The sequence below is a fragment of the Marinactinospora endophytica genome (assembly GCF_054780875.1).
Genome location: NZ_BAAGVM010000009.1, coordinates 236,616 through 261,910, shown reverse-complemented (window position 1 = coordinate 261,910; position 25,295 = coordinate 236,616). Strand labels below are relative to the sequence as shown.

Sequence of the window (25,295 nt, the reverse complement as noted above, 5' to 3'; positions counted from 1 at the left end):
TTAAGCCTCCCTGCGCCGATGGTACTGCCTCCGTGTTGGGGTGGGAGAGTAGGTCGCCGCCGGGCATCTTTTCGGTTGAGGCCGGATCCTCCGTGTGGGGGGTTCGGTCTCCCGTGTGTGTGGGGGGTTCCCGTTCCGGGAACCCCCCTTTTTTTGTTTCTGTTTGAGGGTGGGTCGGGTTGTTTCGAGGAGAGGGGGCGGGCATGGTTTCCTGGCCGGTGACTATAGAGCGGGGTTCCTGCCTCTGGAGTGGGGGCCGAAACAGCGCCGGCAACGTGGCAGGCCCCCGTCTTCGGCCACGGAACCGGCGGGACGCCTGGGATAGGAATTCGCTTCCAAGAGACGTGTAAGCGTCGTGTGACGGTGTTTCCGGGACGGCGGTCGGGAGCGGACATGAGCGCTCCCGGTACCGAACGGGGGTCGGATACCGGTGATCCTTCACGCTTTACCCGACGGGCGGGCGTGACGTGCGTGGACGTGGCCCGAGTTCACATGTCGTAGAGTGAGAGGGATCTGAGAATCACGACGCGCTGCTACGGGACGGTGGCAGCGCTTTTGAATGTTTACGGACGGAACATGACTGACGACAGCCGATCGGGGGGCCGTGACGGCTCCGGAGCCCGCAACAACGGAGGTCACCGATCGGGTGGTCCCGGAGGACGGGGAGCCGGCCGGGGCGACCGTTCCCGGTCCGGCTTCGACCGTGGTGGAGAGCGTGGGGGGTACCGCGGGCGTGAGGACCGTGGTGGCTTCGGGCGTGAGGAGCGGCGTGGTCCGCGTGAGGGATACGGTCGCGGTGAAGGTCGCCGTGACTGGTCCGACCGGCGTGACGACCGGGGTGGGCAGCGTGGCGGTTCTGGCCGAGGAGGCTACCGAGGAGACTCGGACCGCGGCTACCGACGCGACGAGCGAAGCGGAGAGCGGGACGGTTTCGAACGCCGTCGACGCTTCGACGAGGAGGGCGGCCGAGGCGGCCACCGCGCCGACGACCGCGACGGCACTCGTGGACGCGAGGGGTACCGCGGGCGTGAGGACCGTGGTGGCTTCGGGCGTGAGGAGCGGCGTGGTCCGCGTGAGGGATACGGCCGGGGCGAAGGTCGCCGTGACTGGTCCGACCGGCGTGACGACCGGGGTGGGCAGCGTGGCGGTTCTGGCCGAGGAGGCTACCGAGGAGACTCGGACCGCGGCTACCGACGCGACGACCGGGAGGGGTCCCGCGAGGGATACGGCCGTGGTGAAGGTCGCCGCGGCTGGTCCGACCGGCGCGACGACCGCGGCGGCCGGAGGGGAGAACGGCCCTTCCGCTCCGGGGACCGCCGTTCGGGAGGCCGCTTCGACGGCCCTCACCGCGACCGGCGCGATGACCGCGCGCCGCGAGACCCGCGTGACATGGCTCCGGAGCTGCCCGAGGACGTGACAGCGGGTCAGCTGGACGCCGAGGTCCGTGCCGAGTTGAACACGCTGCCGCGCTCGCTCGCCGACATCGTGGCACGGCACCTGGTGGTGGCCGGCGCCCTGTTGGACGAGGACCCGGAACGGGCCTACGAGCACGCGATCTACGCGCGCCGCCGGGCGTCGCGTGTCGGTGCGGTGCGTGAGGCGTCAGGGGTGGCGGCCTACAGCGTCGGCAAGTGGCAGGAGGCGCTGGCGGACCTGCGCGCGGCCCGGCGGCTGAACGGCCGTAACACCTACCTGGCCCTCATGGCCGACTGCGAACGGGGCCTGGGGCGTCCGGAGCGGGCGCTGGAGATCGCGCACGGCCCGGAGAGCAGGGAGCTCGACGTGGCCGAGCGGGTCGAGCTGCGTATCGTCGCCTCTGGCGCCCGCCGGGACATGGGGGATCCGGAGGCGGCCCTGGTCGAGTTGCAGGGACCGGAGCTCAAGGAACGGCGGGCCCGGCCTTGGGTGGCCCGTCTGTTCTACGCCTACGCCGACGTGCTGTTGGAACTGGGCCGTGAAGAGGAGGCCCGGGAGTACTTCTCCCGCGCCTCGGCGGTGGACCGCGACGGTGAGACCGACGCGGACGAGCGCCTTGCCGAGCTGGAGGGCCTGGAGATCACCGACATCGGTGAAGACGTCGTCTGGAGCGACGCCGAGGATCCCGAACCGGCCGACGAGACGCGGGGGGACGAGACGCCGGATGGCGAGGGGTCCCCGGGGACCGAGGCCGTGGAGGACGAGCAGCGGCGGGACGACGAGACCCCCGATGGGTCCGGCTCCGCAGCGGCGCGGACGGAGGACGTCCAAGACGCCGTGGAGGACGCCGGGAACAGTGAGGAAGGCTCCGGGGCGAGCGAGGACGGGCGTCCTCGCGAGGAGACCGACTGATCCGTTGACGTGTTCGGGTCCGGAACCGCAGAGCGGTTCCGGACCCGCCGGTGTTCGCGGTGGAGGATCGAGTCCGTCGAGGATCGGCCGCGGGGTGACGTTCGCCGTCGCCGGACAGGGCCTGCGGCCCGGCGCAGGCGCCTTGGGCGCCGACGGGGAGCGAGGGGCATCGTCCCCGGTGCCGGACGTGGGCGGGTCCGCCTTCCCGGCTTTCCGGTGCGCGATCCCGCGGGGTGCCGTCTGGGACGTCCACTCCGGGAGGGGAAGGCCCCGAGTGCGCCGGCCGGGGCACGGAGCGCGAGGGAAACCCGACGGGGGCGGGTGAGAGTGGGAAGGAACCCGATGGTGGATCGGGCGGGCCGCTGAAGGAGGACGATCGATGACCCGGATGGAGCCGTTGAACGGTGCGGTCGTCCGACTCGGCGGACTGCCCGCCTCGCACGACTCGGTGGTGGTGCTGCTGTTCGACGACGGACGGCCGGTACTCGTGCGTAACCGGTTTCGGGCCTGGGAGTTCCCTGGGGGACACGTGGAACCCGGCGAGGGGGTCGAGGAGACCGCGCGTCGCGAGGCGCGTGAGGAGGCGGGGGCCGAACTGGGGCCCGTCCGGATCGCCGGTTACTACGTGTTGGCGAACGGGCACACCACAGTCGTCACCCACGCCGAGGTCGTCCGGCTGCGGCCGTTGACCGGCCGGTTCGAGACGACCGAGGTCCGGTCCTTCGACGTCCTTCCCCCGGACCTGTCGTGGGACGACGGCCTCTACGCCCATCTGCTGACGGTGCTGGGTCTGCCCGGGGCCCCGGAGGGCGATGAGGCCGACGGCCGGGAAAAGGGACGCGCCCGGCCGTAGCGGGCCGTGCGGAAAACGTCTTCTGGGCGCCGGTCGATACCCGAGTATCGGCGCGTCCGTGGTGGGGCCGCCGCCGTTCCCGGGCCGCGCGCGGCCCGGTGGTCTTGATGTGGACGGCCGGTCCGCGCCCGCGCATCCGGAGCGCGCGGGTGAGCGCCGGACCGCGACGGTCGCGCTCTCTCGACGCTGAAAACCAGACTGAGGTCCCTGCCCAGGAGCGGATCGTCGTCCGGCGCGATGGGGGCGGGCGGCGCAATGCCGGAAGGCCCGTCGAGTATGGCGGTGGTTCCCAGGGCGTGGAGCGGTCGAGAGGCGTCGGCGTGGCCAGCAGCGGTGTGATCGCACGTCCGGCGTTGGAGCGACCCGACGGAGACGCCGCCTCCGTCGGGTCGCGGTGCCGGCCGATCGAACGGGGCCGCTCCGGCCGTGGCCGTGTCGTTCGCCGGACGCGGGAGGGCCGTCGCCGAAGATCCGCGCGCTGCGGAGCAGGGCCGCCGGCCTCCGTCCCGGCCCGCGGGCGATGCCGTGACGTGGAGGAGCGCCTGGCGGGGACCGAACCTCCCGGTCCGGGGCGGCACGCACGGTCCCACGATCACGCCTTCGACCTCGACGACGGGAGGACGGGGTCGTCCCGGGTGGGGGCGTCCGCCCCCCCTAGCGCGGGAGACGAGGCGAAGGGGCGGCCGGGCAGGCGGCGTGGAGTGCGTGCTCGCCGCCGGGATGGAACGGCCGGGCCCGCAGGGGTGGGCCGGTGGCCTGGGCACCGCCCACCACGCCGTCCTCAGGTCCGGGATGTCGCGATCGGTCGATGACCCCCCGTCCACCGGAGTCGTTCGCGCGGTCCGTCACGGGGCGTCGCCGGTCGTGGGCCTGGTTCCCGGCCCTGGGGGCGGGAGCGGGGACGGGGAGAGACACCGTGTGTCATGGGACCGTTTCCCCGGCACGGATCCGGCGTCGCCCGGCTCCGCCAGGCGACGCCGCGTCACACCATCGCGCGGGGGCCGGCCGGACCGCGCGGCTCCTCCCGCCTCGACCGCGTGGGTCAGCGGGCGCTCCGATCGGCGGCCTGGTCGGCCTCGACCTGGTCGAGCCAGTGTGAGATGCCGGCGACGTTGCCCTCCACGCCACTGAGGATCTCCAACACGCGCTGGGAGTCGGCGGGGGCGTCCTCGGGCAGGGGCCGGTAGCGCCGTCGCACCTGCTCGCGCACCATCGCCACCGCGTGGTCGAGGTCTCCCGCGGAACTGGTGCGCGCCTTCCGCACCGCCTCGACCCAGGCCCGCAGTTCGACCACGGCGCGCTCCAACGTCTCCTCCACCTTCTCCACCGCGCCGAAGTGCGAGAACATCAGACGCCGAGGGGAGATGTCGCCGAACAGGCGGAGGGACTCCAGACCGGCGTCCAGGTCGAAGTCGGGCGGGGGAGTGGCCGGACGCACGTCCCCGGTGTGGGGGTTGTACACGCCGACCGCGTCCCCGACATAGAGGTCACCCGTCGCGGAGTCGACCAGGCCCACATGGTGCTTGGCGTGGCCGGGGGAGTAGTAGGCGGTGAGACGGCGCCCACCGCCCAGGTCGATCTCGCCGCCGGTGTCGACGGCGCGGATGCGGGTCGCCTCGGTGGGGCTCATCTCGCCGAACAGGACGTCGAGCCGTTCCCCCCAGACCATGCGGGCGCTGCGCATCAGCCGGGAGGGATCGGCGAGGTGGCGCGCTCCCCGTTCGTGCACGACGATCTCGGCGTTGGGGAAGAGACGGGCGATGTCGCCGGTGCCTCCGGCGTGGTCGAGGTGGATGTGGGTGACCACGACCGTCGCGAGATCCTGAGGGGACACGCCCAACCTGGTCAGCGCGTCGTGCAGGACGGGGGCCGATCCCGCGGTCCCCACCTCGACCACGCAGGGCCGTTCCGTCCGGATCAGGTAGCTGGAGGTGATGCCCTCGTAGCCCGCCATCTTCGTGTCGATCGCGAAGATCTCGTCGCCCAGGGGGGTGATGGTGTCGGGAAGCCCGCCTGGGGTCGTCGCCTCGTGCACTGCCTCGTCTCCCTATCCCCGCTTCGTGCCGGTCGGACCGAATCTAGTTCACCCCGACTCCACGGGGTCCGGGCGGGGTGAGGACGGGGTTATCCACAGGTGAAGAAGTCGTCCTTCCGGCATGGGCGGCCACGGCGGATGCTGGAGATGGAAACGGCATGCCGCACACGAGACCGCGGGTGCTACCGACCCATCCCCCCAGGGAGGACCAGCATGCACAAGACGTCCACCGCTTCCGTCGCCGTCCGCAGGGGCCCCGCCGCCGACCCGGCGCGTGTCCCGTCCGCCTCACCCACCGACGACCTTGGGGAGCGGGCCGGTGCCGACCGCCTGGGACACCGCAACGAGGTGCTGTTGGCCGGACGGGTCACCGCCGAGCCCGCGGTACGGGAACTTCCCAGCGGTGACCACCTGGTCACCTGGCGTGTTTCAGTGGTCCGGCCGCCCCAGGAGCAGCGTCCCAACCAACCCGCCGACCCGATCACCTGCGTCAGCTTCCACCCGTCCATGGAAGAGGCGACACGAGGTTGGCGGATCGGCGATCTGGTCCAGGTCACCGGGGCCCTGCGGCGCCGTTTCTGGCGTTCGCCCAGTGGGGCGGCCAGCGTGTTCGAGGTCGAGGCTCGGACCGCCCGGCGGATCGAGCCGCCCGGCTCACCAGCCCAGCTGGGCTAGCGGCGCCGCGACGGCCGCCGGGGTCACCCCTTCGGGGTGGGCCCAGGCGGCCCCGCACAGCGCGCGCAGCGCGTCCAGGCGGTCCCCGTGGCCCGAGAGCTCCAGGCCGCCCTGGTGCGCGGTGGCCTGCCAGGCGCCGCAGCGCGCCTCCGTTCCGTGTGTCCGCACCTCGGGGTGGGGCAGGTTCAGCCCGCTCAGGTCATAGGCCAGATAGGAGGGACGGTGCCGTGGTGGTGCCAGGAGCAGTTCGGCGGGGGTGGTCACCCCCGACAACACCAGGAGCGCGTCCGCGCCCCGGTTGGCGGCGCCTTCGATGTCGGTGTCCAGGCGATCGCCGACGACGAGCGGGTTGGTGGCCCTGGTGCGTCGCACCCCTTCTTCGTGGAGTGGCCGCTCGGGTTTGCCCGCGACGATCGGCTCGGTCCGCGAGGCATGGGCGATCACCCGGGCGAAGGAGCCGTTACCCGGGAGCACGCCACGTCCCAATGGCGCGGTGGCGTCGCCGTTGGTGGCCACGAACAGCGCGCCGGCCATCACCGCCAGGGCCCCTTCGGCCAACAGGTCATAGCCCAGCCTGGGCGAGTACCCCTGGACCACGGCCACGGGCCGTTCGGCGGCCACCGTCACGGGACGCATCCCCTGCTGCCGAAGCGCCTGGCGCAGCCCGGTGTCGCCCACGACGAGGACCGCCGAACCGGCGGGGAAACGCTCGGCGATCAACCGCGCCGCCGCCTGCGCCGAGGTCACCACCTCCTCGGGACGGGCGGGGATCCCCATCCCACAGAGCCGTTCGGCGATCGCCGCGGGGGTGCGTGCGGCGTTGTTGGTCACGAACGCCACGCGCATGCCCGCGGCCCTGGCCTTCTCGATGGCCTCGGGGGCGGCTGGAACGGGGCCGGAGCCGATGTAGACGACCCCGTCCAGGTCCAGCAGCGCGGCGTCGTGGACGGTCGAAAGCGGTTCGGTGGAGGATTTCAGAGTCATCGCGCCTGTAACTGTCTCGATGGTGGTGGGACGAGCGGGGTCCACGGTCAGGGAAAGGCACGCAGGACGAGCCCCGTGCGTGGCTTGGGACCGAACGATGTCGATTTGCGTGGGGTCAGTTCTCCGCGGGCGGTCACCGCGTAGACGTCGGAGACCTCCAGCGGGGGCAGGATCACCGCGCTGCCATCTGGACGGGCCGCGGCCAGCGCGCCATCGGCCTCGTCGTGGACGAGTCTCACCGAGGTGTCGGCGACGCCCCACAACGGCAGCAGCACCCGTTCCAGGACCGAGGTGGGCAGTCTCCGCCACTGGTGGGAGCGGTCGGGCATCGCCGCGCGGAGCCGGTCGCGGTCGAAACCGTGGAGCAGGAAACAGGTGCCGGAGTCGGCGAGGAGGAGGGCGGGTCCCCGCCCAGCGGCGTCCCGCAGCCGCGCGAGAGCGCTCCGCAGGTCCCCTCCGGAAAGCTCCTCCACCACCGCCACCTCCCGCGCGGTGCGGGCGGCCCATCCGGCCTCCACCTTCGGCAGGACGCGGTGGATCGCGCCGAGCCGTGGCGGCCAGGCGTCGGAGTCGACGAGGAAGGCCAGTCCATGGTCCCAGGGGCCAGGTCCGTCCCGTTCGGCTCGTAGCCGTTGGTAGGCGGCATAGCGGTGGTGGCCGTCGGCGATGAGGGCGGTGCGAGCGGCCAGGTCGGTTGCCACGGCCCGCAGCGTGGCGGTGTCGCTGATGGCCCAGAGCCGGTGTGTCACGCCGTCTCCGGTGACGGTGTCCACCAGCGCCTCCGTCGAGGACTGCGCGATGGCGTCGACCGTCAGCGTCGCGGCGCCCCGCACGGGGTTCCCGCCCTGGTAGAGCAGGAAGATCGGCTCCAGATTGGCCCTGGTCGCGGCCATCAGCCGTGCCCGATCCGCGACCGGGCCGGCCAAGACGGCCTCGTGCGGTCGTACCACCGGGCTGTCGGGCGGGGGAAGACGCAGCGCGCCGATGAGGCCCCGCTGGCGGTGTCCGGTGGGCGAGGTCTGCTCATAGACGTAGAGCGCGGGCGTGGGGTCGCGCACCAGCACCCCCTCGGCGACCCAGCGGCGCAGGGTCAGGGCGGCGCGCTGGTAGCGATCCGGGCCGCACAGTTCCCAGGGAGGGTCGCCGGCCTCCCGGGCGGCCGGGGGGAGCGTGAGCCGCACGGCGTTGTGCGGGTCGCCGCGCACCAGGTCGGTCGCTGTCTGGGCGTCGACCACGTCGTAGGGCGGGGCCAGGGCCAGGGCCAGATCGAGCGTGGGGGAGTCGATGAGGGCACGGGCGTCAGCCGTGGCGTAGCGCAGCCCCTGGAACGGGGCCAGCTCCAATACGTCCTCGGGGGTCGCTCTCCGCACCCTCGCACGATACCGGCACCGTCGTGGGAGGCCCTCCACGGCCCTGGCCTTCCGTTATGCCGTCCGGGCCCCGTTCCCGCGGGCGGTGCGGGGGCCTGGGGCCGTCTCGGCGGCCGGGTTCGCCACGGATCTTCGGCCGCCCCGAACCGGGCCGCAAGGGCCAGGACGGGACGAGCGTCGTGTCCCGCGGCCGGCCGCGTCCGGATCGGCCGGTCCGAGGGACCGCGTGCGAGACATCCCCTGGTCCTGGCGGCGCGGTGGCGAGCACTGCGGACCGTTCCCGAGCCGGTCGGGAGAGGGACAGGCGTCGTGAACACGCGGCCGGGAGGGCAAGGGGCGAAACGGTGCCACGCGGAGGACGGGCTTTCCCGGCGCCGTGCCGGAACAGCCCCGGGGCCTCACAGCAGCTTGCGCATCCGCATCATGTCGCTCAGGCTCGCGTCGAGCTTCACCCGGCCCGAGAACAGCGCCTTGGCGAAGTCGAGCCGGCCCTCGGCCAGCTCGATCAGGTCGTCGCTGGTGGTGGTGATGCGTACCTGGGCCCGCTCACCGGGGTCGGCCGCCGGCCGGTCGGTGACGCCGACCAGTCCGTCCATGCTCAGGCGCATGACGAACATGGTGTCCAGGTCGCTGACGAGCACGCTCACCGTACGGTCCACGATGTGCTTGCGTCGACGCGCCTCGTCGACCTCCATGATCCGGTCGGACACCTTGCCGATCGCCGTACGACATTCCTCAACGCTGGCCATGCGTCCATGATGCCTTAGCGCGCGACGGGGCGCGCACGGCGCCTATCCTCCCCGCCGACCTGGACGCTCCCGTCACATTCCTACGTCGATGCCGGTAGCGTTTTGTGGGGTCTTCCCGGAGTCGCATCCAGATTTCACGAGGAGCACGTTCACATGGTCGTCGACGCGGTACGTACCTACCTCGATGCCGCCAGCGGCTTCACCGAGCTGACACGTAAGCGCGCCGTCGCCGCGGCCAAGACCCTCCTCAGGGAGGAGGAGGGGCGCTCGGCCGTCGCCAAGGGGGCCGACACGGCCCGGGGCGCCGTGGACGGCGTGGAGGGTGCGGTGCGCGCGACCCGGGTGGGGCACACGATCCAGACCCTGGCCGCCGATCTCATCGAGACCAGCAAGGCCAACCGGGCGGCGCTGGACGACCTGATCGAGGCCGAGGTCCGACGGGTCCTCGACCGTCTCGACCTCGTCCGGCGGGACGAGTACGACCGGCTCGCGCGCCGTGTCGCCGAGCTGGAGCGCCGGCTGGCCTCCCGCACCGCCGTGCGGCCCGTTCCCCCCGCCGGGGGAGCCACGCCCCCTCTGGTTCCGTCCCCTTCCGCGCCCGTCGCCGTCGAGAGTCCGGAAGCGCGGGAGGACGGGGTCATGGTCGGCCACGTCAAGGACTCCGAGCCGGGGGGCCGCGGTGACACCGCCGGTGTCGAGGAGGCGGAGACGGCCTCCCCCACGGGCGTCGCGGCGGAGGGGGACGGACCGACGGTCACGCAGACCTCGACCACGGAGCTCCCCGACTCCTCGGCCGTCCCTCCGCAGGCCGAGGTGCTACCGGGGATGGAGGCGACACCGACCGCGCCCACCGGTCCCGGCCGCGCGGGTGAGGAGGGGACGGCCGAGAACGAGGACGGCGCCCGCCCCTCCAAGGAGCGAGACGGGGAGGCGTCCACCGACGAGGACCCCGACCCGCAGACGGCCGGTGACGGCGAGGAGGACAAACCGGCCGCCGCCGAGACCTCCGCCACGAAGAAGCCGGCCGGCCGCGCCAAGGCCAAGTCCACGACCACGCGCTCCCGGGCCGGGGGGAAGGGCGCCACCAAGCGCTCGGGCGGCGCTCGGGCGCGTGGCGCCAAGGACGGCGGAAAGTGACCCCGGGCAACGGCGAGGAGTCCCGCGAGGGGAGGCGCCCCGTTCCTCGTCCGCTCCCCGGACCACCGGGGGCGACCGTCGGCGAGGCGGGGCTCGCCGAGCGCACCCGGACCGGCGTCCGCGACCGGCTGGCCGGCCTCGACGGGCTGCCCGTCGCCGAGCACGTCGCCGTGTTCGACGCGATCCATCGAGACCTCTCGGCCGTGCTCTCCGGCCTCGACCAGGAACGCCCCGGCGAGCCACGGGGCGATCGGCCCGGCGGGCCGCGGCCGAGCTGAGGGCCGTCCTTCCATCACTCGTTTCGTTCAGATAGGCACTTCCACACCATGCCCAAACGCAGCCGACTGGACGCCGAACTCGTCCGGCGCGGCCACGCCCGGTCCCGCGGTCACGCGGCCGAGCTCATCGACGCGGGACAGGTCCGTGTCGCAGGCGTCGTCGCCACCAAGGCCGCAACCCAGGTCGGGACCGACCAGGCGATCGTCGTCAGCGAGGGCGAGGCGCAGCCCGTCTACGTCTCGCGTGGTGCCCACAAGCTCATCGGCGCGCTCGACGCCTTCGGACTCGATCCGGCGGGCCGCCGCTGTCTGGACGCCGGGGCCTCCACCGGCGGATTCACCGATGTCCTGCTGCGCCGGGGGGCCGCGCACGTCGTCGCGGTGGACGTCGGCTACGGGCAGCTCGCCTGGAAACTGCGCGGCGATGAGCGTGTCACCGTCCGGGAGCGCTGCAACGTCCGCGACCTGACCCCCGACCAGGTCGGTGAACCACTGCCGGACCTGGTGGTCGGGGACCTGTCGTTCATCTCGCTGACCCTGGTGCTGCCGGCCCTGGTGCGTTGCGCGCGGCCCGGCGCCGACTTCGCGATGATGGTCAAGCCGCAGTTCGAGGTGGGGCGCGACCGGGTCGGGGCCGGTGGCGTGGTGCGCGAGCCCCAGTCGCGGGCCGACGCGGTGCGGGCGGTCGCCGACCACGCGATGACCTTGGGGCTGGGGACGGTCGACGTCGCGGCGAGCCCGCTGCCGGGCCCTTCGGGCAATGTCGAGTACTTCCTGTGGATGCGCGCCGGGGCCCCGGCCCTGGAAGAGGAGCGGTTGTGGCGGGCCATCGAGGAGGGGCCCCGCTAACGCCTCCCACGCCTGGGCACGGCGCCGTTGGGGGTGCCGGTTCGGGTAACGTGACCCGGCCGGGTGACGACAGCGTCGTCCCCGGAGGGGCGACGGGGACTCAGCGAGGAGGACGTTTCGATGACCAGCGCGGGCACGGCCGATGGCGTCGTGACCAGTTCGGAGCGGCCGGACCGGCGCAGCGTGCTGCTGCTGACCCACACGGGCAGGCCCGCCGCGGTCCGTAGTGCCCGGTTGGTCCACGAGTGCCTCACCGCCGCCGGGATGGGCGTGCGCATGTTGGAGTCGGAGGCCGACGACCTCAAGCGGAGCGGATGCGGGCTCGATCCCGTCGAGATCGTGCCGGCCGGTCCCGATGCGGCCCTGGGCGTCGAGATCGTCATGGTGCTCGGCGGAGACGGGACCCTGTTGCGGGCGGCCGAGCTGGCCCGTCCGGCCGGAGCCCCCCTGCTCGGTGTCAACCTCGGCCATGTCGGGTTCCTGGCCGAGGCCGAGCGAGAGGACCTCACCGCCACGGTGCGCAGCGTCGTCGAACGCGACTACTCCGTCGAGGAGCGGATGACGTTGGACGTCGCCGTCTACAACGGGGGGCGTGGTGACGGCCTGCCCCCGGTCCGCACGTGGGCGCTGAACGAGGCGACGCTGGAGAAGGCCTCGGCGCGCCGGATGCTGGAGACGGTCCTGGAGATCGACGGGCGTCCCCTGTCGCGTTGGGGGTGTGACGGAGTGGTCTGCGCCACGCCCACGGGGTCGACCGCGCACGCCTTCTCGGCGGGGGGTCCCATCGTCTGGCCCGAGGTCGAGGCGCTCCTGGTCGTCCCGATCAGCGCCCACGCGCTGTTCGCCCGGCCGCTCGTCGTCTCCCCCAAGGCGACGGTGGCGCTGGAAGTGCTTCCCGACACCACTGCCGGCGTGCTCTGGTGCGATGGACGCCGTATGGTCGAATTGCCGGCCGGCGCGCGGATCGAGATCTCGTGTGCGGACGTGCCGGTACGGTTGGCCCGGTTGCAGCGGGCGCCGTTCACCGACCGGCTGGTCGCCAAGTTCGGCCTGCCCGTGGCCGGATGGCGTGGACGCGCCGAACTCGCCGACCCCGAGGGGCGGTGAATCCGCGCGTCCCGGGCAGGGGACGTGGCGCACTGCACGCCTGTGGCGGTAACAGGAGAGGTTCCGTTGCTCGAAGAAGTCCGAATCCAGGGGCTCGGGGTCATCGACGACGCCGTGTTGGAGCTGTCGCCGGGGTTCACCGTCGTCACGGGTGAGACCGGTGCCGGCAAGACGATGGTCGTCACCGGGCTCGGCCTGCTGTTCGGCGGGCGGGCCGACCCGCAGCGCGTCCGGCCGGGGGCCGACCGCGCGGTCGTCGAGGGACGGCTGCGTGTCGCCCCCGACGGCAGGGTGGCCGAGCGGGTGGCCGAGGCGGGGGGAGACCTCGACGAGGACGTCTTGATCCTCACCCGGACCGTGTCGGCCGAAGGGCGCTCCCGGGCGACGCTGGGCGGCCGCTCCGCCCCGGTCAGCCTGCTCGCCTATCTCGCCGACGACCTCGTCGCCGTGCACGGGCAGTCCGACCAGCAGCGGCTGTTGCGTCCCGAACGCCAGCGCGCGGCTTTGGACCGTTACGCGGGTGAGGAGCTGGCCAAGGTCGCCAGCGCCTACTCGGCGGCCTACCGACGTCACCGTGAGGTCGCCGACACGTTGGAGGAGCTCACGACCCGGGCGCGGGAACGCGCCCAGGAGGCCGACCTGCTCCGGTTCGGTCTGGAGGAGATCGCCGCGGCCGACCCCAAGAGCGGGGAGGACGAGGAGCTGCTGGCGGAGGAGTCCCGGCTGGGGCACGCCGACGCGCTGCGGATCGGGGCGACCACCGCGCACGAGGCGCTTGTCGGGGATCCGGCCGTCGCGGAGGTCCAGGCCGACGTCATCAGCCTGCTCGCCGCGGCCCGTCAGGCGCTCGCCGGTGTGCGCGAGCACGACGCCGACCTCGCCGCGGTCGCCGACCGCCTCGACGAGGCGAGCTACATCCTCAGCGACGCCGCGACGGAGCTCGCCTCCTACGCCGAGTCGGTCGAGGCCGATCCGGCCAGGCTCGCCGCGGTCCAGGAGCGGCGCGCGCTGCTCACCCAGCTCGCCCGCAAGTACGGCGAGACCACCGCTGACGTGCTGGCCTGGGCCGAGAACGCGGCCAAGCGGTTGGCCGAGCTGGACGGCGACGACGAGCGCATCGACGCGCTGCGCGTCGAGGAGACGGAGCTGCGCGAGGCCATGACCGGCCTCGCCGACCGGTTGACCGAGATCCGGACGAGGGCCGCCGAACGTTTCGGCGCCGCGGTGACCGAGGAGCTCACCGCGCTGGCCATGCCGCACGCGCGGGTGAGCGTCCGGGTCACCACGGGGGAGGAGTTCGGCCAGCACGGCCGCGACGACATCGAGCTGTTGCTCGCCCCTCATCCCAGCGCCCCGCCCCTGCCTTTGAACAAGGGGGCGTCGGGGGGTGAGCTGTCCCGGGTGATGCTCGCCATCGAGGTGGTCTTCGCCGGCGCCGACCCGGTGCCGACCTTCGTGTTCGACGAGGTCGACGCCGGGGTCGGGGGCAAGGCCGCGGTGGAGATCGGCCGCAGACTGGCCCGGTTGGCCCGCCGTGCCCAGGTCATCGTCGTCACCCACCTTCCCCAGGTGGCCGCCTTCGCCGACGCCCACCTGCTCGTGGAGAAGTCCAACGACGGCATGGTGACCGAGAGCGGGGTGACCCGTCTGGATCGTCAGGGGCGGGTGCGGGAGCTCTCGCGTATGCTGGCCGGGATGGAGGACTCCGAACTCGGCCGCGCCCACGCCGAGGAGCTGCTCACGATCGCGGCCGCCGACCGGGACTGAACCGTCCCTGCGTTGGCCGCTTCGGGCCATCAGGGGCCGCCGGGGAGGCGCCCGGCCGGCCCGCCCGGCCTGTGTCCAGGTGGCGAGTGCGCATGGTGCGGCCCTGAACACCCCACATGGGTGTGGCAGGAGGAGGTCGTCGATGCCTTTGGGTGAACACGCCGTCACCCCTCGTGTTATGCCGGAAGGCGGGACCGCTCTGGCAAGATGCAACCGATGAAGGTCCCGACGGCGCTCGCCGCCAGATTCCCGAAACTCCGTCGCGGCAAGACCGACGGTTCTGTCGGTGTTACCGCTCCCGTGCGCGCGGACCGCCGCACCAAGAACCTGACCAAGCGGTTGAAGCCCGGTGACATCGCGGTCATCGACCATGTCGACATCGACCGTGTCAGCGCCGAGGCGCTGGTGGCCTGCGGTGTCTCCGCGGTCCTCAACGTCGCCAGCAGCATCAGCGGGCGCTACCCCAACCTGGGCCCCCAGCTTCTTGTCGAGGCGGGCATTCCCCTGGTCGACGATGTCGATCCCGAGGTGTTCACCCGCGTCCAGGAGGGCGAGGTGCTGCGCCTGGAGAACGGCGTGCTGCTGCGCGGTGACGAGGTCGTGGCCAAGGGGGTGGAACAGGACGCCCAGTCGATCGAAGCGGCCATGATCGAGGCGCGCGCCGGTCTGTCGGTGCAGCTGGAGGCCTTCGCCGCCAACACCATGGAGTACCTCAAGCGGGAACGCGAACTCCTCATCGACGGTGTCGGCGTCCCCGACATCGCGACCGAGATCGAGGGCCGGCACGTGCTGATCGTCGTGCGCGGCTACCACTACCGCGAGGACATCGCCGCCCTGCGCTCCTACATCCGCGAGTACCGGCCCGTGATGATCGGCGTGGACGGCGGCGCCGACGCGCTGCTCGAAGCCGGTTATCGGCCCGACATCATCGTCGGTGACTTCGACTCGGTGTCGGACAAGGCGCTGGCCTGTGGTGCCGAGCTCGTCGTCCACGCCTATCGGGACGGTCGCGCGCCGGGGCTCAAACGCCTCTCCGACCTGGGGCACGAGGCCATCGTCTTTCCCGCGACCGGCACCAGCGAGGACGTCGCGATGATGCTCGCCGACGACGCCGGGGCCAGCCTCATCGTCGCTGTCGGCACGCACGCCACCCTGGAGGAGTTCCTCGACAAGGGACGCGCCGGAATGGCCAGCACGTTCCTGACACGTCTGCGGGTCGGGAGCAAGCTCATCGACGCCAAGGGCGTCAGCCGTCTCTACCGCAGCCGCATCTCGCCCTGGACCCTGTTGGCGCTGGTCGCGGCATCCCTGCTCACCATCGTGGTCGCGGCCTACAGCTCACCGGTGGGCCAGGTCTACCTGACCTTCCTCGCCGCTCGCTGGGAAAACTTCCTCTACTCGCTGACCGGACTGTTCTCGTGATCGATTTCCGCTATCACCTGGTTTCCATCGTCGCGATCTTCCTCGCGCTGACGGTGGGCATCGTGCTGGGCACGACCATGCTCCAGGACCCCCTGCTCAACACGTTGCAATCGGAGACCTCGCAGCTGCGCGAGGAGAGTGAGGAACTGCGGGCGGAGAAGGACGTCGCCGAGCAGCTCAACACGGGCAACGACCAGCTGGTCGACGCCTACGCCGAGCAGATGCTCGCCGACCAGCTCACCGGTACCCGCGTCGTGATCGTCGAGACCCCCGGGGTCGACGAGGCCATGCGCGACGGTCTGGTCAACCGCGTCCAGCAGGCCGGGGGGACGGTTCCGGGCCGCCTGGTCTTCGCCGAGGAGTACGGCGATCCCGAACAGGCCACCTTCGTCGACGAGCTCGTGGATCAGCTCGCCCAGGGCGAGACCGCCGCTCAGGGGGGCGCTTATGAGCGGGCGGGCATGGAGCTCGCGCGGGCCCTGATCGCTCCCACCGAAGAGGAGCGCGAGGAGACGGAGGAACAGCCCGAGGAGGAGGCGGAGAACGGCTACGACGCCGCCGCCGTCCTCGCCGGATTCAGCGAGGCGGGGCTGCTCACCGTGCACGGTGACCCCGCGGGCAAGTCCGACATCGCGCTGGTGCTCGCGCCGGCCGAGCCCTTCACGGTTCCCTCCTCCACCGACCCGCAACAAGACGACGTGGCGTCCCCGGCCAACACCGCCTACATCGCGCTGACCCGGGCGCTGCGCGACGCGGCGGAGGGTGCGGTACTGGTCGGCGGCGCGACCTCGGTCGAGCCGGGAGGGATCATCTCCCAGGCCAGGAGCGAGGAGTCCAGGTTCGCCACGGTCGACACCGCGGGCACCGTGGCGGGGGACGTGGTCGCCGCCCTGGCCCTGGCGATCAGCACCGAGGGGCGCAGCGGCAACTACGGTGTCGGGGAGGGCGTCGACGCCTTCCTGCCCGACCCGCTGCCCCGTCCCAACGAGCCCGAGGAGAACACGACGGGCACCGAACCCGCCGCGGGCGAGGAGAACGCGAAGGACGACGGAGAGGAGCGGGGACGGTGACCTCTCCACCGCGTCCTTCCCGGCGGGCACGCATCGGGCGGACGGTCGCCAGGGCGATCGCGGGGGCGGCGCTGGGCGCGGGAGCGGCCCGGACCTCCTACGCCGCGCTGACCCGGTCGCGGCCGCGCGAGGACGGCGGCGGTGTGTTCGCCGCCGCGGGTCGTCCCGGAAGCACCTGGATCCGCACGAACTTCAGGGGGGAGCAGGTCACCCTGCTGGAGGGTCCGGCGCTGGCCGCCGGAACGTGCGCGGCGGCCCTGGTGGCCCCCGGGCTGACACCGCGGCTGCGCGCCGCGACGGTGGTCGCCGCGGCGGGAGCGGGCCTGTTCGGCGCCTATGACGACCTGTCCGGATCCGGGGACTCCCGGGGCTTCAAGGGGCACATCGGGGCCCTGGCGCGCGGCGAGGTCACCACCGGCGCCGTGAAGATCCTCGGTATCGGCGCGGTCGGCCTGACCGCCGCCGCCGTGGCGCGCCCCCGGCCGGCCGACCTGGTCATCGACGGCGCGCTCATCGCCGGGACGGCGAACCTGGTCAACCTGTTCGACCTGCGTCCCGGGCGGGCGATCAAGGCGGGACTGCTCGCCGGCGCGCCGGCCCTGGCCCATCCGGTCGCCGCCGCCGTCGCCGGCCCCGCGCTGGGAGCCGCGGCCGGGCTGCTCTCCGAGGACCTGGGCGAACGCGCGATGCTCGGCGACGCCGGTGCCAACGCGCTGGGCGCGGTCCTGGGGGTGGCAGCGACGGCGGTCTCGTCCCGGCGTACCCGGTTGGGCCTGCTGGCCGGCGTGGTCGCCCTCACCGCCGCCAGCGAGGTCGTCAGCTTCTCCCGCGTCATCGCGGCGACCCCCCCACTGCGCTGGGCCGACGAACTGGGACGGCGCCCGGCGCCCGGCCCCGTGCCCACCGCGCAGGACATCGGCCGGCCCGCCGCGCCTGAGAGCCCTCCCGTCCCCGAACCGGCCCCCCAACCCAAGCCGGCCTGAACGGCCCGCCCGGACCACGCGGGCTTCGAGACCCCCGTCCCCGAAGCCGCGCCTCGCGGGCCTTCACGCACCCCCGCGCGTGACCGCACCAACCAACGACCTGGAGTCCCCACCCCGTGTCCTGGGATCGGATCCGGCGCCTGAGCGCCGGTGTTGCCGGCGCGGCCCTGCTCATCGCCGTGGTCACCGCCTTCGCCCGCGTCGCCGGGTTCGGCCGCACCGTGGTGTTCTCCCAGACCGTCGGCACCAACTGCCTGAGCACCGCCTACGTCACCGCCAACCAGGTGCCCAACGTCCTGTTCGAGGTCGTCATCGGCGGCGCGCTGTCGGGGATGGTGGTCCCGGTGCTCGCCGCGGCGGCCGAGCGCGGCGACCGCGAGCACGTGCGCCGCACCGCCTCGGCCCTCGTCACCTGGGTGCTGCTCGCCGCGGTCCCACTGGCGCTCGTCCTGGCCGCCGTGGCGACACCGGCGATGACCCTGATGCTGGGGCACCCGCGGGGGTGCGACCACGACGCGGTGCTCGCGTTGACCGTGCGGTTCCTGCTGGTGTTCGCCCCGCAGATCGTCTTCTACGGTCTCGCCGCGGTGTTCTACGGCATCCTCCAGGCGCATCGCCGGTTCCTGGCTCCGGCGCTGGCCCCGCTGCTCTCCAGTCTCGTCGTCATCACCGCCTACCTCGCCTTCGTTCCCCTCGGCGCGGCCTACCGCGACGACATCGCGGGTCTGCCGGCCGCCGCGGAGCTGACCCTGTCGTTGGGCACGACGGCCGGCGTCGTCGCGTTGTTCCTCACCGCGCTGGTGCCGCTCCTGCGCCTGCGGCTGGGGTTGCGCCCCACGCTGAGGTTCCCGCCCGGTGTCGCCCGCACGGCCCGCTCCCTGGGCCTTGCGGCGCTGCTGCCGCTGATCGCGATGCAGCTGAGCATGCTGGTCGCGATCATGCTGGCCAACAGGGGCGGTGGCGCGGGGGCGGCGGCGCTGTACAACTACGCCTGGGCGTTGTTCACGCTGCCCTACGGGGTCGTGGCGGTCCCGATCGCCACGAGCGCCTTCACCACGCTGTCGGTCCGCCACGCCGAGGGCGACCAGGAGGGGTACAACGCGATCCTGTCGGTCGGCGCGCGGGCCACGCTGGTCATCACGGCGGGGCTGGCCACGGCGCTGGCCGCCGCGGCGCGTCCGGTGGCCGAGGTCTTCGCCCCGGGTGAGCCGGCCCCCCTCGAACTGGCGCTGCTCACCTACGCTCCCGGCATCGTGGGGTTCGGTCTGGTCGCGCTGCTCAGCAGGGCGCTCTATGCTGCCCACCACGGTCGTTCGGCCGCCGCGGCGCAGGTCATGGGCTGGTTGGTGGTCTCGACGGCGGGCGCCGCGCTCGTCCTGGTCGCGCCCGAGCGGGGGGCGGTCGCGGCCCTGGGCGCCGGTACCTCCCTGGGACTGTCCCTGACCGCGGTCCTGCTCGCCGTCGCCGTCGCCCGGGTCAACGGGCGTGCCGCCTTCGCGGGCCTGGGGCGGGGGCTCCCCGCCGCGCTGCTCGGCGCCGGTGTCGGCTACCTGGCCGGCGCGTCGTTGACCGGGGCGCTGGACGCCGATGGCCTGTGGGGCAACGTCGGTGTGGCCGCACTCGGCGGTGTGGCGGCGCTCGCCGGTTTCGGCGCGGTCGCCATGCTGATCGATCGCCGCGCGGTCCGTGCGGCGATCACCCGGCGGGTGGCCCCGCCGGGCAAGGAGTCCCCAGACACCCAAGACACAGGAGACGAGAAGGCATGACCCGGATGAGGATCGCGATGGTCATCGCGACCAGCGGCGGTGGTGTCGGCAACCATGTCCGTTCGCTGAGCGCGGGACTCGTCACGCGCGGCCATCGGGTCGCCGTCATAGGTCCGCAGGCGACCGAGGAGCGCTTCGGCTTCACCGCGAACGGCTGCCGCTTCGTTCCGGTGGACGTCGGTACGCGGCCTCGCCCGGCGGGTGACCTCGCCGCGATCGGGCGTCTGCGCGGGCTCCTGGCCGACGCCGACATGGTGCACGCCCACGGCATCCGGGCGGGCGGGCTGTGCGCGCTGGCCCAGGCCCGCCCGCTCGTCGTCACGCTCCACAACGCCCCGCCCGCCGTGTCGGGGCCGCTCGGGCTGGTCTTTCCCGCCCTGGAGCGGCTCGTCGCCCGCCGCGCCGACATCGTCCTCGGGGTCTCGGGGGACCTGGTGGCCCGGATGCGGGCCAAGGGGGCGCGGGAGGTCGAACGCGCCCTGGTGACCGCTCCGCCGATGGGGCCGCCCCAGCGCACGGCCGAGGACGTCCGCGCCGAACTGGGCGTGGCGCCGGACCGGCCGCTCGCGCTGGTGGTGGCCAGGCTCGCCCCGCAGAAGGGCCTGGACGTGCTGTTGGACGCGGCCCGGCGGCTCAAGCAGCGCGATCCGGCCCCCGTGTTCGTGGTGGCCGGGGACGGCCCCCTCGACCGGGAGCTGAACGCGCGCATCGACGCCGAGGAGCTCCCGGTGCGGTTGTTGGGGCACCGTACCGATATCCCCGACCTCCTCGCCGCCGCTGACCTGTTCGTGCTCCCCTCCCTGTGGGAGGGGCCGTCGTTGGTGATCATGGAGGCGCTGCGGGCCGGACTGCCGGTGGTCGCGACCCGCGTGGGCGGCATCCCCGACCTGTACTCGGGGGTCGCGCTGCTGGTCCCGCCCAGCGACGCCTCGGCCCTGGCCCACGGGGTCGCCCAGGTCCTGGACGAGCCGAGCCGTGTCGAGGCCATGCGTGACGCCGCCAGGCTGACCGCGGCGGCCCTGCCGACCGAGGACGACACCGTGGAACAGGTCCTCAGCCTCTACCGTCGGCTCGCCGCGAACCGCGGCATGGTGGCCTGAGGGGGTCCCGGCCGCGCCCCCGCGTTTCACCACGGTGAGGTAAGACACACCTCCCCAAACCCTTTAACGGCGTGGAGCATGGTTCCGACTGGGCGTAGTCGATGGCATCATTGAGCCCGGCCCAGGGAAAGATGGAATAGATCCATGTTCCCGGGTCATTCAACAGGTGAGGGGAGTATCCCTTTCGCGGCGGTGTCGTCATCACGGAACGCAATGACGGTGCGGGCCCGGTGCCGTCGATCCATGGTTCATGGATGGGAGAGACCTCCGGTTAGTACGCATGCCCGTACCCCGAAAGCGGGCACCACACGACCGGAGGAGGGTCTCCATGGACGTGCCCATGTGGGTTTGGTTCGCCACGATCGGCGCCATGATCGCCATCTTGGTCGTCGATCTCGCGATCGTCGACCACCCTTGGAGCAAGAAGAGCGGCCCCAAGGAGTTCGGCATGAAGCAGGCCGCCTGGTGGGCGGCCTTCTACATCGGCATCGCCATCCTCTTCGGTTTCGGCCTGTGGTACTTCGGCGGTGGCACCGTCGCGGGTGAGTACTTCGCCGGCTTCGTCACCGAGAAGAGCCTGAGCGTCGACAACCTCTTCGTCTTCTACCTCATCATGGGCAGCTTCGCGGTGCCCAAGAAGTACCAGCACGAGGTGCTGCTGGTCGGCATCGTCATCGCCCTGGTGATGCGCGGTATCTTCATCGCGATCGGCGCGCAGGCGATCAACGCCTGGAGCGAGGTCTTCTACCTCTTCGGCGCGTTCCTCATCTACACCGCCATCAAGATCGTCCGCGACCAGGTCAAGGGCGACAGCCACGAGGAGTCCGACTACACCGACAGCTTCGCGGTGCGGATGGTCAAGAAGGTCTGGCCGGTCACCGACGACTACCACGGCGCCCGCCTGACCGTGAAGCTCGACGGTCGCCGCCACGTCACCCCCATGCTGATGGTCATCGTCGCGATCGGCGTCACCGACCTGGTGTTCGCGGTCGACTCCATCCCGGCCATCTTCGGTCTCACCCAGGACCCCTACATCGTCTTCACCGCCAACGCGTTCGCCCTGCTGGGTCTGCGCCAGCTCTACTTCCTCCTCGCCGGTCTCATGGACAAGCTGTCCTACATCAGCTGGGGCCTCGCGGCGATCATGGTGTTCATCGGTATCAAGATGTTCCTGCACGCGCTGCACGAGAACGGCGTCCACGTCCCCGAGGTCACGACCGGCCTGTCCCTCACCGTCATCCTCGGCATCATGACGATCACGATCGTCGCCAGCCTCTGGAAGGCCTCCGCCGACAAGAAGAAGCTGGCCGCCGGCTCCGAGACCGAAGGAGAGGACGCGATCTCGCGCAAGTGAGCCATCCTCGAACAGTTGTTCGGCTATAGTGAGGGCGTCCGCCGGCTCTGGTGGGCGCCCTCACGTGCGTCCGCTGGAAGTTTCCGCGGCGCCGAGTCGTTTCCGTAAGAAGCCGAACGCCGTGCGGCGGCCGACGTGGGTGCGCCCAACCCCCGAGCCGCCCGGCGCAGGCGCCTCATCCGCGCGCCGCCGCGGTGGGTCTCCCGACCGCCGCAGGCCATCGCGCGCCGCCGTTGCCGAAGGGGCTAATCATCCATGGCCGAACAGCTCGTCATTCGAGGGGCCCGGGAACACAACCTCAAGGACGTCTCGCTGGACCTCCCGCGTGACGCCATGATCGTGTTCACCGGGCTGTCGGGGTCGGGGAAGTCCTCCCTGGCCTTCGACACGATCTTCGCCGAGGGACAGCGACGCTACGTCGAGTCGCTGTCGGCCTACGCTCGGCAGTTCCTCGGCCAGATGGACAAGCCCGACGTCGACTTCATCGAGGGGCTGTCCCCCGCGGTCTCCATCGACCAGAAGTCCACCAACCGCAACCCCCGGTCCACGGTCGGCACCATCACCGAGGTCTACGACTACCTGCGCCTCCTGTGGTCGCGCATCGGGCAGCCGCACTGCCCCGAGTGCGGCCGGATGATCGCGCGACAGACCCCCCAGCAGATCGTCGACCGGGTCCTCGAACTGCCCGAGGGGACACGCTTCCAGGTGCTCGCGCCGGTCGTCCGCGGGCGCAAGGGCGAGTACGTCGAACTGTTCAAGGACCTCCAGACCAAGGGCTACACCCGGGCCAGGGTCGACGGCACCGCGGTGCGCCTGGACGAGGCCCCGAAGCTGAAGAAGTACGAGAAGCACGACATCGAGGTCGTCGTCGACCGGCTCACCGTCAAGGAGTCGGCCAAGAAGCGGCTCACCGACTCCGTCGAGACCGCGCTCCGGCTCGCCGCCGGGACGATCCTGCTGGAGTTCGTCGACCTGCCCGAGGACGATCCCGAACGCGAACGGGTCTACTCCGAGCACCTGTTCTGCCCCTACGACGACCTGTCGTTCGAGGAGCTGGAGCCGCGCTCGTTCTCGTTCAACTCTCCCTACGGCGCCTGTACCGAGTGCACCGGCCTGGGCACCCGCCTGGAGGTCGACCCCGAGCTGATCGTCCCCGACCCGGCCAAGACCCTCAACGAGGGCGCCATCGCCCCGTGGTCCAGCGGGCACGCCGGCGAGTACTTCGGCCGCCTCATGCAGGCGGTCGGCGACGCCATGGGGTTCGACCTGGACACCCCGTGGGAGAAGCTGCCCAAGGCCGCGCGCAAGGCACTGCTCCACGGGCACGAGACCCAGGTCCACGTGAGTTACCGCAACCGCTACGGGCGCACCCGCTCCTACTACACCGAGTACGAGGGGGTCATCCCCTGGGTGCACCGGCGACACGCCGAGAGCGAGAGCGACTTCAGCCGTGAGCGTCTCGAAGGGTTCATGCGGGTCGTCCCCTGTCCGGCCTGCCAGGGGGCGCGCCTCAAGCCGGTCATCCTCGCGGTCACCGTCGGAGGCCGCTCCATCGCCGACGTCAGCGCGCTGCCGCTGAGCGAGTGCGCGGAGTTCCTGCGCGACCTCGAACTGAGCGAGCGCGAGCAGGTCATCGCCGCCCAGGTGCTCAAGGAGATCAACGCCCGCCTCGGCTTCCTGCTGGACGTCGGGTTGGACTACCTGAGCCTGGAGCGGCCGGCCGCCTCGCTGTCGGGCGGCGAGGCCCAGCGGATCAGGCTGGCCACCCAGATCGGTTCCGGTCTGGTCGGCGTGCTCTACGTGCTCGACGAGCCCTCGATCGGTCTGCACCAGCGCGACAACTTCCGGCTGCTCGAGACGTTGCAGCGGTTGCGCGACATCGGTAACACCCTCATCGTGGTCGAGCACGACGAGGACACCATCCGCGCGGCCGACTGGGTCGTCGACATCGGCCCGGGCGCGGGAGAGCACGGTGGCAACGTCGTGGTCTCGGGCACCGTCGACGATCTGCTCAACAGCCCCGACTCCACCACCGGCGACTACCTCGCCGGCCGGCGCAGGATCGAGGTTCCCGCCACGCGCCGGCCGCTGGTCAAGGGACGCGAGCTCGTCGTGAAGGGCGCTCGCGAGAACAACCTGAAGAACATCGACGTCACCTTCCCGCTCGGCGTGCTCACCGCCGTCACCGGCGTGTCCGGCTCCGGCAAGTCCACGCTGGTCAACGAGATCCTCTACAAGTCCCTGGCCAAGGAGCTCAACGGGGCGCGTTCGGTTCCGGGGCGCCACACCCGCGTCAACGGGATGAAGCAGCTCGACAAGGTCGTGCACGTCGACCAGAGCCCGATCGGTCGGACCCCGCGCTCCAATCCGGCGACCTACACCGGGGTGTTCGACCACATCCGCAAGCTGTTCGCCCAGACCACCGAGGCGAAGGTACGCGGTTACCAGCCCGGGCGTTTCTCCTTCAACGTCAAGGGCGGGCGCTGCGAGGCGTGCGCGGGCGACGGCACGATCAAGATCGAGATGCAGTTCCTGCCCGACGTCTACGTCCCCTGCGAGGTCTGCCACGGCGCCCGCTACAACCGCGAGACGCTGGACGTCCACTACAAGGGCAAGACCATCGCCGACGTGCTCGACATGCCCATCGAGGAGGCGCTGGAGTTCTTCGAGCCGATCTCCGCGATCCGACGGCACATGCAGACCCTCAACGACGTCGGACTGGGGTACGTGCGGCTGGGGCAGCCGGCGACCACGCTCTCCGGCGGCGAGGCCCAGCGGGTCAAGCTCGCCACGGAACTGCAGCGCCGTTCCACCGGACGGACCGTCTACGTCCTGGACGAGCCGACCACGGGCCTGCACTTCGAGGACATCCGTAAGCTGCTCGGAGTGCTCGGACGGCTCGTGGACGGCGGCAACAGCGTCATCGTCATCGAGCACAACCTCGACGTCATCAAGACCGCCGACCACATCATCGACATGGGGCCCGAAGGCGGGTCGCGAGGCGGGACGGTCGTCGCCACGGGGACGCCCGAGCAGGTGGCCCAGGTCGAGGAGAGCTTCACCGGGCGGTTCCTGCGCGGCGTGTTGTGAGACGGGGCGCCTGCCCCCCGCCCCGCCCGTGGTCGCGGGGACCCCGAAGCGGGTCACCCCATGGTGTGGATCCGTGGGAACGGGTAGTGGGGCGGCAGGCGATCCCGTGGCGCGCGCCTGCGTGACCGATCCGACGCGCGAGCTGCCGAACACGGTGCGTGCCGCAGAGCGGGCGCCTGACGGTGGCGCGCGTCCGACGTAGCGGGGAGTGCAGGCGCTCATGAACCATCCATCGCCACCGCCGCCGAACGACCCGTCCGAGGGCGAGGGCGGTCGCCCGCGGGGGGCTCCGGACGAGGAACCGGCCCCGCCCGAGCGGCCGCCGGGTTCGACGGGCGCGCACGCCCGGCCCGGAGAGGAACAGCGACCGCCGGGGTC

20 protein-coding genes are annotated in these 25,295 nt (G+C 72.0%); 16 read left to right on the top strand and 4 right to left on the bottom strand.

The genetic code is table 11. The features are described 5' to 3' along the window. Positions 1–604 precede the first annotated feature (604 nt). The 3 genes from ACYVHU_RS18290 to ACYVHU_RS18280 all read left to right on the top strand — a co-directional run bounded on the left by ACYVHU_RS18290 (position 605) and on the right by ACYVHU_RS18280 (position 3,181). Positions 605–1,417: a hypothetical protein gene (locus ACYVHU_RS18290; protein ID WP_498949100.1), complete on the top strand. Its 813-nt coding sequence runs from the start codon at positions 605–607 to the stop codon at positions 1,415–1,417. Next, a complete protein-coding gene (locus tag ACYVHU_RS18285) occupies positions 1,390–2,328 on the top strand; it encodes a tetratricopeptide repeat protein (protein WP_235001014.1) in 939 nt (312 codons plus the stop codon). Before ACYVHU_RS18290 ends, ACYVHU_RS18285 begins: the two co-directional genes overlap by 28 nt. Before the next feature lie 379 nt (positions 2,329–2,707). Continuing rightward, positions 2,708–3,181 carry an NUDIX domain-containing protein gene (locus tag ACYVHU_RS18280; protein ID WP_078762368.1) on the top strand — a complete coding sequence of 158 codons (474 nt, stop codon included), beginning with the start codon at positions 2,708–2,710 and terminating at the stop codon, positions 3,179–3,181. A 1,042-nt stretch (positions 3,182–4,223) separates the two neighbouring features. Here ACYVHU_RS18280 and ACYVHU_RS18275 read toward each other — a convergent pair. Further along, positions 4,224–5,216, bottom strand: coding sequence for an MBL fold metallo-hydrolase (locus ACYVHU_RS18275; RefSeq protein WP_394330059.1), 993 nt, complete (start codon positions 5,214–5,216; stop codon positions 4,224–4,226). 213 nt (positions 5,217–5,429) lie between these two features. Here ACYVHU_RS18275 and ACYVHU_RS18270 point away from each other — a divergent pair, with 213 nt between their 5' ends. Then, a complete protein-coding gene (locus ACYVHU_RS18270; RefSeq protein WP_078762369.1) occupies positions 5,430–5,891 on the top strand; it encodes a single-stranded DNA-binding protein in 462 nt (153 codons plus the stop codon). Here ACYVHU_RS18270 and ACYVHU_RS18265 read toward each other — a convergent pair. The 3 genes from ACYVHU_RS18265 to ACYVHU_RS18255 form a co-directional block, all read right to left on the bottom strand. Continuing rightward, a complete protein-coding gene (locus ACYVHU_RS18265) occupies positions 5,871–6,875 on the bottom strand; it encodes an HAD-IIA family hydrolase (protein ID WP_498949098.1) in 1,005 nt (334 codons plus the stop codon). The two genes, ACYVHU_RS18270 and ACYVHU_RS18265, sit on opposite strands and share 21 nt — an antisense overlap. Before the next feature lie 47 nt (positions 6,876–6,922). Then, the gene (locus ACYVHU_RS18260) at positions 6,923–8,245 is read right to left on the bottom strand and encodes a DUF1015 family protein (RefSeq protein WP_078762371.1); all 1,323 of its coding nucleotides are present in this window, start codon (positions 8,243–8,245) and stop codon (positions 6,923–6,925) included. A 398-nt stretch (positions 8,246–8,643) separates the two neighbouring features. Beyond that, the gene (locus ACYVHU_RS18255; protein ID WP_078762372.1) at positions 8,644–8,994 is read right to left on the bottom strand and encodes an SCP2 sterol-binding domain-containing protein; all 351 of its coding nucleotides are present in this window, start codon (positions 8,992–8,994) and stop codon (positions 8,644–8,646) included. A 153-nt stretch (positions 8,995–9,147) separates the two neighbouring features. Here ACYVHU_RS18255 and ACYVHU_RS18250 point away from each other — a divergent pair, with 153 nt between their 5' ends. The 12 genes from ACYVHU_RS18250 (at position 9,148) to uvrA (ending at position 24,917) form a co-directional block, all read left to right on the top strand. Continuing rightward, positions 9,148–10,131 carry an accessory factor UbiK family protein gene (locus ACYVHU_RS18250; RefSeq protein ID WP_078762373.1) on the top strand — a complete coding sequence of 328 codons (984 nt, stop codon included), beginning with the start codon at positions 9,148–9,150 and terminating at the stop codon, positions 10,129–10,131. After that, positions 10,128–10,409, top strand: a complete 282-nt coding sequence (locus ACYVHU_RS18245) for a hypothetical protein (protein ID WP_078762374.1) — start codon at positions 10,128–10,130, stop codon at positions 10,407–10,409. Before ACYVHU_RS18250 ends, ACYVHU_RS18245 begins: the two co-directional genes overlap by 4 nt. A 48-nt stretch (positions 10,410–10,457) precedes the next feature. Then, complete coding sequence (locus ACYVHU_RS18240; RefSeq protein ID WP_078762375.1) at positions 10,458–11,258, top strand: TlyA family RNA methyltransferase; 801 nt, start codon at positions 10,458–10,460, stop codon at positions 11,256–11,258. 120 nt (positions 11,259–11,378) lie between these two features. Further along, positions 11,379–12,365 carry an NAD kinase gene (locus tag ACYVHU_RS18235; RefSeq protein WP_078762376.1) on the top strand — a complete coding sequence of 329 codons (987 nt, stop codon included), beginning with the start codon at positions 11,379–11,381 and terminating at the stop codon, positions 12,363–12,365. Positions 12,366–12,431: 66 nt separating this feature from the next. Further along, positions 12,432–14,132 (top strand): DNA repair protein RecN, encoded by a 1,701-nt coding sequence (recN, locus tag ACYVHU_RS18230; protein WP_078762377.1) that lies wholly within the window; start codon positions 12,432–12,434, stop codon positions 14,130–14,132. Between the two features lie 216 nt (positions 14,133–14,348). After that, positions 14,349–15,554: a putative cytokinetic ring protein SteA gene (gene steA / locus ACYVHU_RS18225; RefSeq protein WP_498949095.1), complete on the top strand. Its 1,206-nt coding sequence runs from the start codon at positions 14,349–14,351 to the stop codon at positions 15,552–15,554. After that, positions 15,551–16,624, top strand: a complete 1,074-nt coding sequence (locus tag ACYVHU_RS18220; RefSeq protein ID WP_498949093.1) for a copper transporter — start codon at positions 15,551–15,553, stop codon at positions 16,622–16,624. The genes steA and ACYVHU_RS18220 overlap by 4 nt, the downstream gene beginning before the upstream one ends. Continuing rightward, complete coding sequence (locus tag ACYVHU_RS18215) at positions 16,621–17,607, top strand: hypothetical protein (RefSeq protein WP_498949092.1); 987 nt, start codon at positions 16,621–16,623, stop codon at positions 17,605–17,607. Before ACYVHU_RS18220 ends, ACYVHU_RS18215 begins: the two co-directional genes overlap by 4 nt. A gap of 116 nt (positions 17,608–17,723) precedes the next feature. Beyond that, on the top strand, positions 17,724–19,373 hold the full coding sequence (gene murJ, locus ACYVHU_RS18210; RefSeq protein ID WP_235001015.1) for a murein biosynthesis integral membrane protein MurJ: 1,650 nt from the start codon (positions 17,724–17,726) through the stop codon (positions 19,371–19,373). Between the two features lie 5 nt (positions 19,374–19,378). Further along, positions 19,379–20,473 carry a glycosyltransferase family 4 protein gene (locus ACYVHU_RS18205; protein WP_078762576.1) on the top strand — a complete coding sequence of 365 codons (1,095 nt, stop codon included), beginning with the start codon at positions 19,379–19,381 and terminating at the stop codon, positions 20,471–20,473. Between the two features lie 328 nt (positions 20,474–20,801). Further along, entirely contained in the window at positions 20,802–21,827 is a 1,026-nt protein-coding gene (locus ACYVHU_RS18200; protein WP_078762381.1) for a TerC family protein, read from the top strand. A 255-nt stretch (positions 21,828–22,082) separates the two neighbouring features. Beyond that, the gene (gene uvrA, locus ACYVHU_RS18195; protein ID WP_078762382.1) at positions 22,083–24,917 is read left to right on the top strand and encodes an excinuclease ABC subunit UvrA; all 2,835 of its coding nucleotides are present in this window, start codon (positions 22,083–22,085) and stop codon (positions 24,915–24,917) included. Positions 24,918–25,295: the final 378 nt, after the last annotated feature.

What these genes read in the sequence shown, in the direction of transcription:
- ACYVHU_RS18240 (WP_078762375.1), top strand. Translation starts at nt 10,458, where the DNA reads ATGCCCAAACGCAGCCGACTGGACGCCGAACTCGTCCGGCGCGGCCAC.
- ACYVHU_RS18270 (WP_078762369.1), top strand. Translation starts at nt 5,430, where the DNA reads ATGCACAAGACGTCCACCGCTTCCGTCGCCGTCCGCAGGGGCCCCGCC.
- ACYVHU_RS18265 (WP_498949098.1), bottom strand. Translation starts at nt 6,875, where the DNA reads ATGACTCTGAAATCCTCCACCGAACCGCTTTCGACCGTCCACGACGCC.
- ACYVHU_RS18235 (WP_078762376.1), top strand. Translation starts at nt 11,379, where the DNA reads ATGACCAGCGCGGGCACGGCCGATGGCGTCGTGACCAGTTCGGAGCGG.
- ACYVHU_RS18250 (WP_078762373.1), top strand. Translation starts at nt 9,148, where the DNA reads ATGGTCGTCGACGCGGTACGTACCTACCTCGATGCCGCCAGCGGCTTC.
- ACYVHU_RS18280 (WP_078762368.1), top strand. Translation starts at nt 2,708, where the DNA reads ATGACCCGGATGGAGCCGTTGAACGGTGCGGTCGTCCGACTCGGCGGA.
- ACYVHU_RS18285 (WP_235001014.1), top strand. Translation starts at nt 1,390, where the DNA reads ATGGCTCCGGAGCTGCCCGAGGACGTGACAGCGGGTCAGCTGGACGCC.
- ACYVHU_RS18205 (WP_078762576.1), top strand. Translation starts at nt 19,379, where the DNA reads ATGAGGATCGCGATGGTCATCGCGACCAGCGGCGGTGGTGTCGGCAAC.
- ACYVHU_RS18255 (WP_078762372.1), bottom strand. Translation starts at nt 8,994, where the DNA reads ATGGCCAGCGTTGAGGAATGTCGTACGGCGATCGGCAAGGTGTCCGAC.
- ACYVHU_RS18200 (WP_078762381.1), top strand. Translation starts at nt 20,802, where the DNA reads ATGGACGTGCCCATGTGGGTTTGGTTCGCCACGATCGGCGCCATGATC.
- uvrA (WP_078762382.1), top strand. Translation starts at nt 22,083, where the DNA reads ATGGCCGAACAGCTCGTCATTCGAGGGGCCCGGGAACACAACCTCAAG.
- steA (WP_498949095.1), top strand. Translation starts at nt 14,349, where the DNA reads ATGAAGGTCCCGACGGCGCTCGCCGCCAGATTCCCGAAACTCCGTCGC.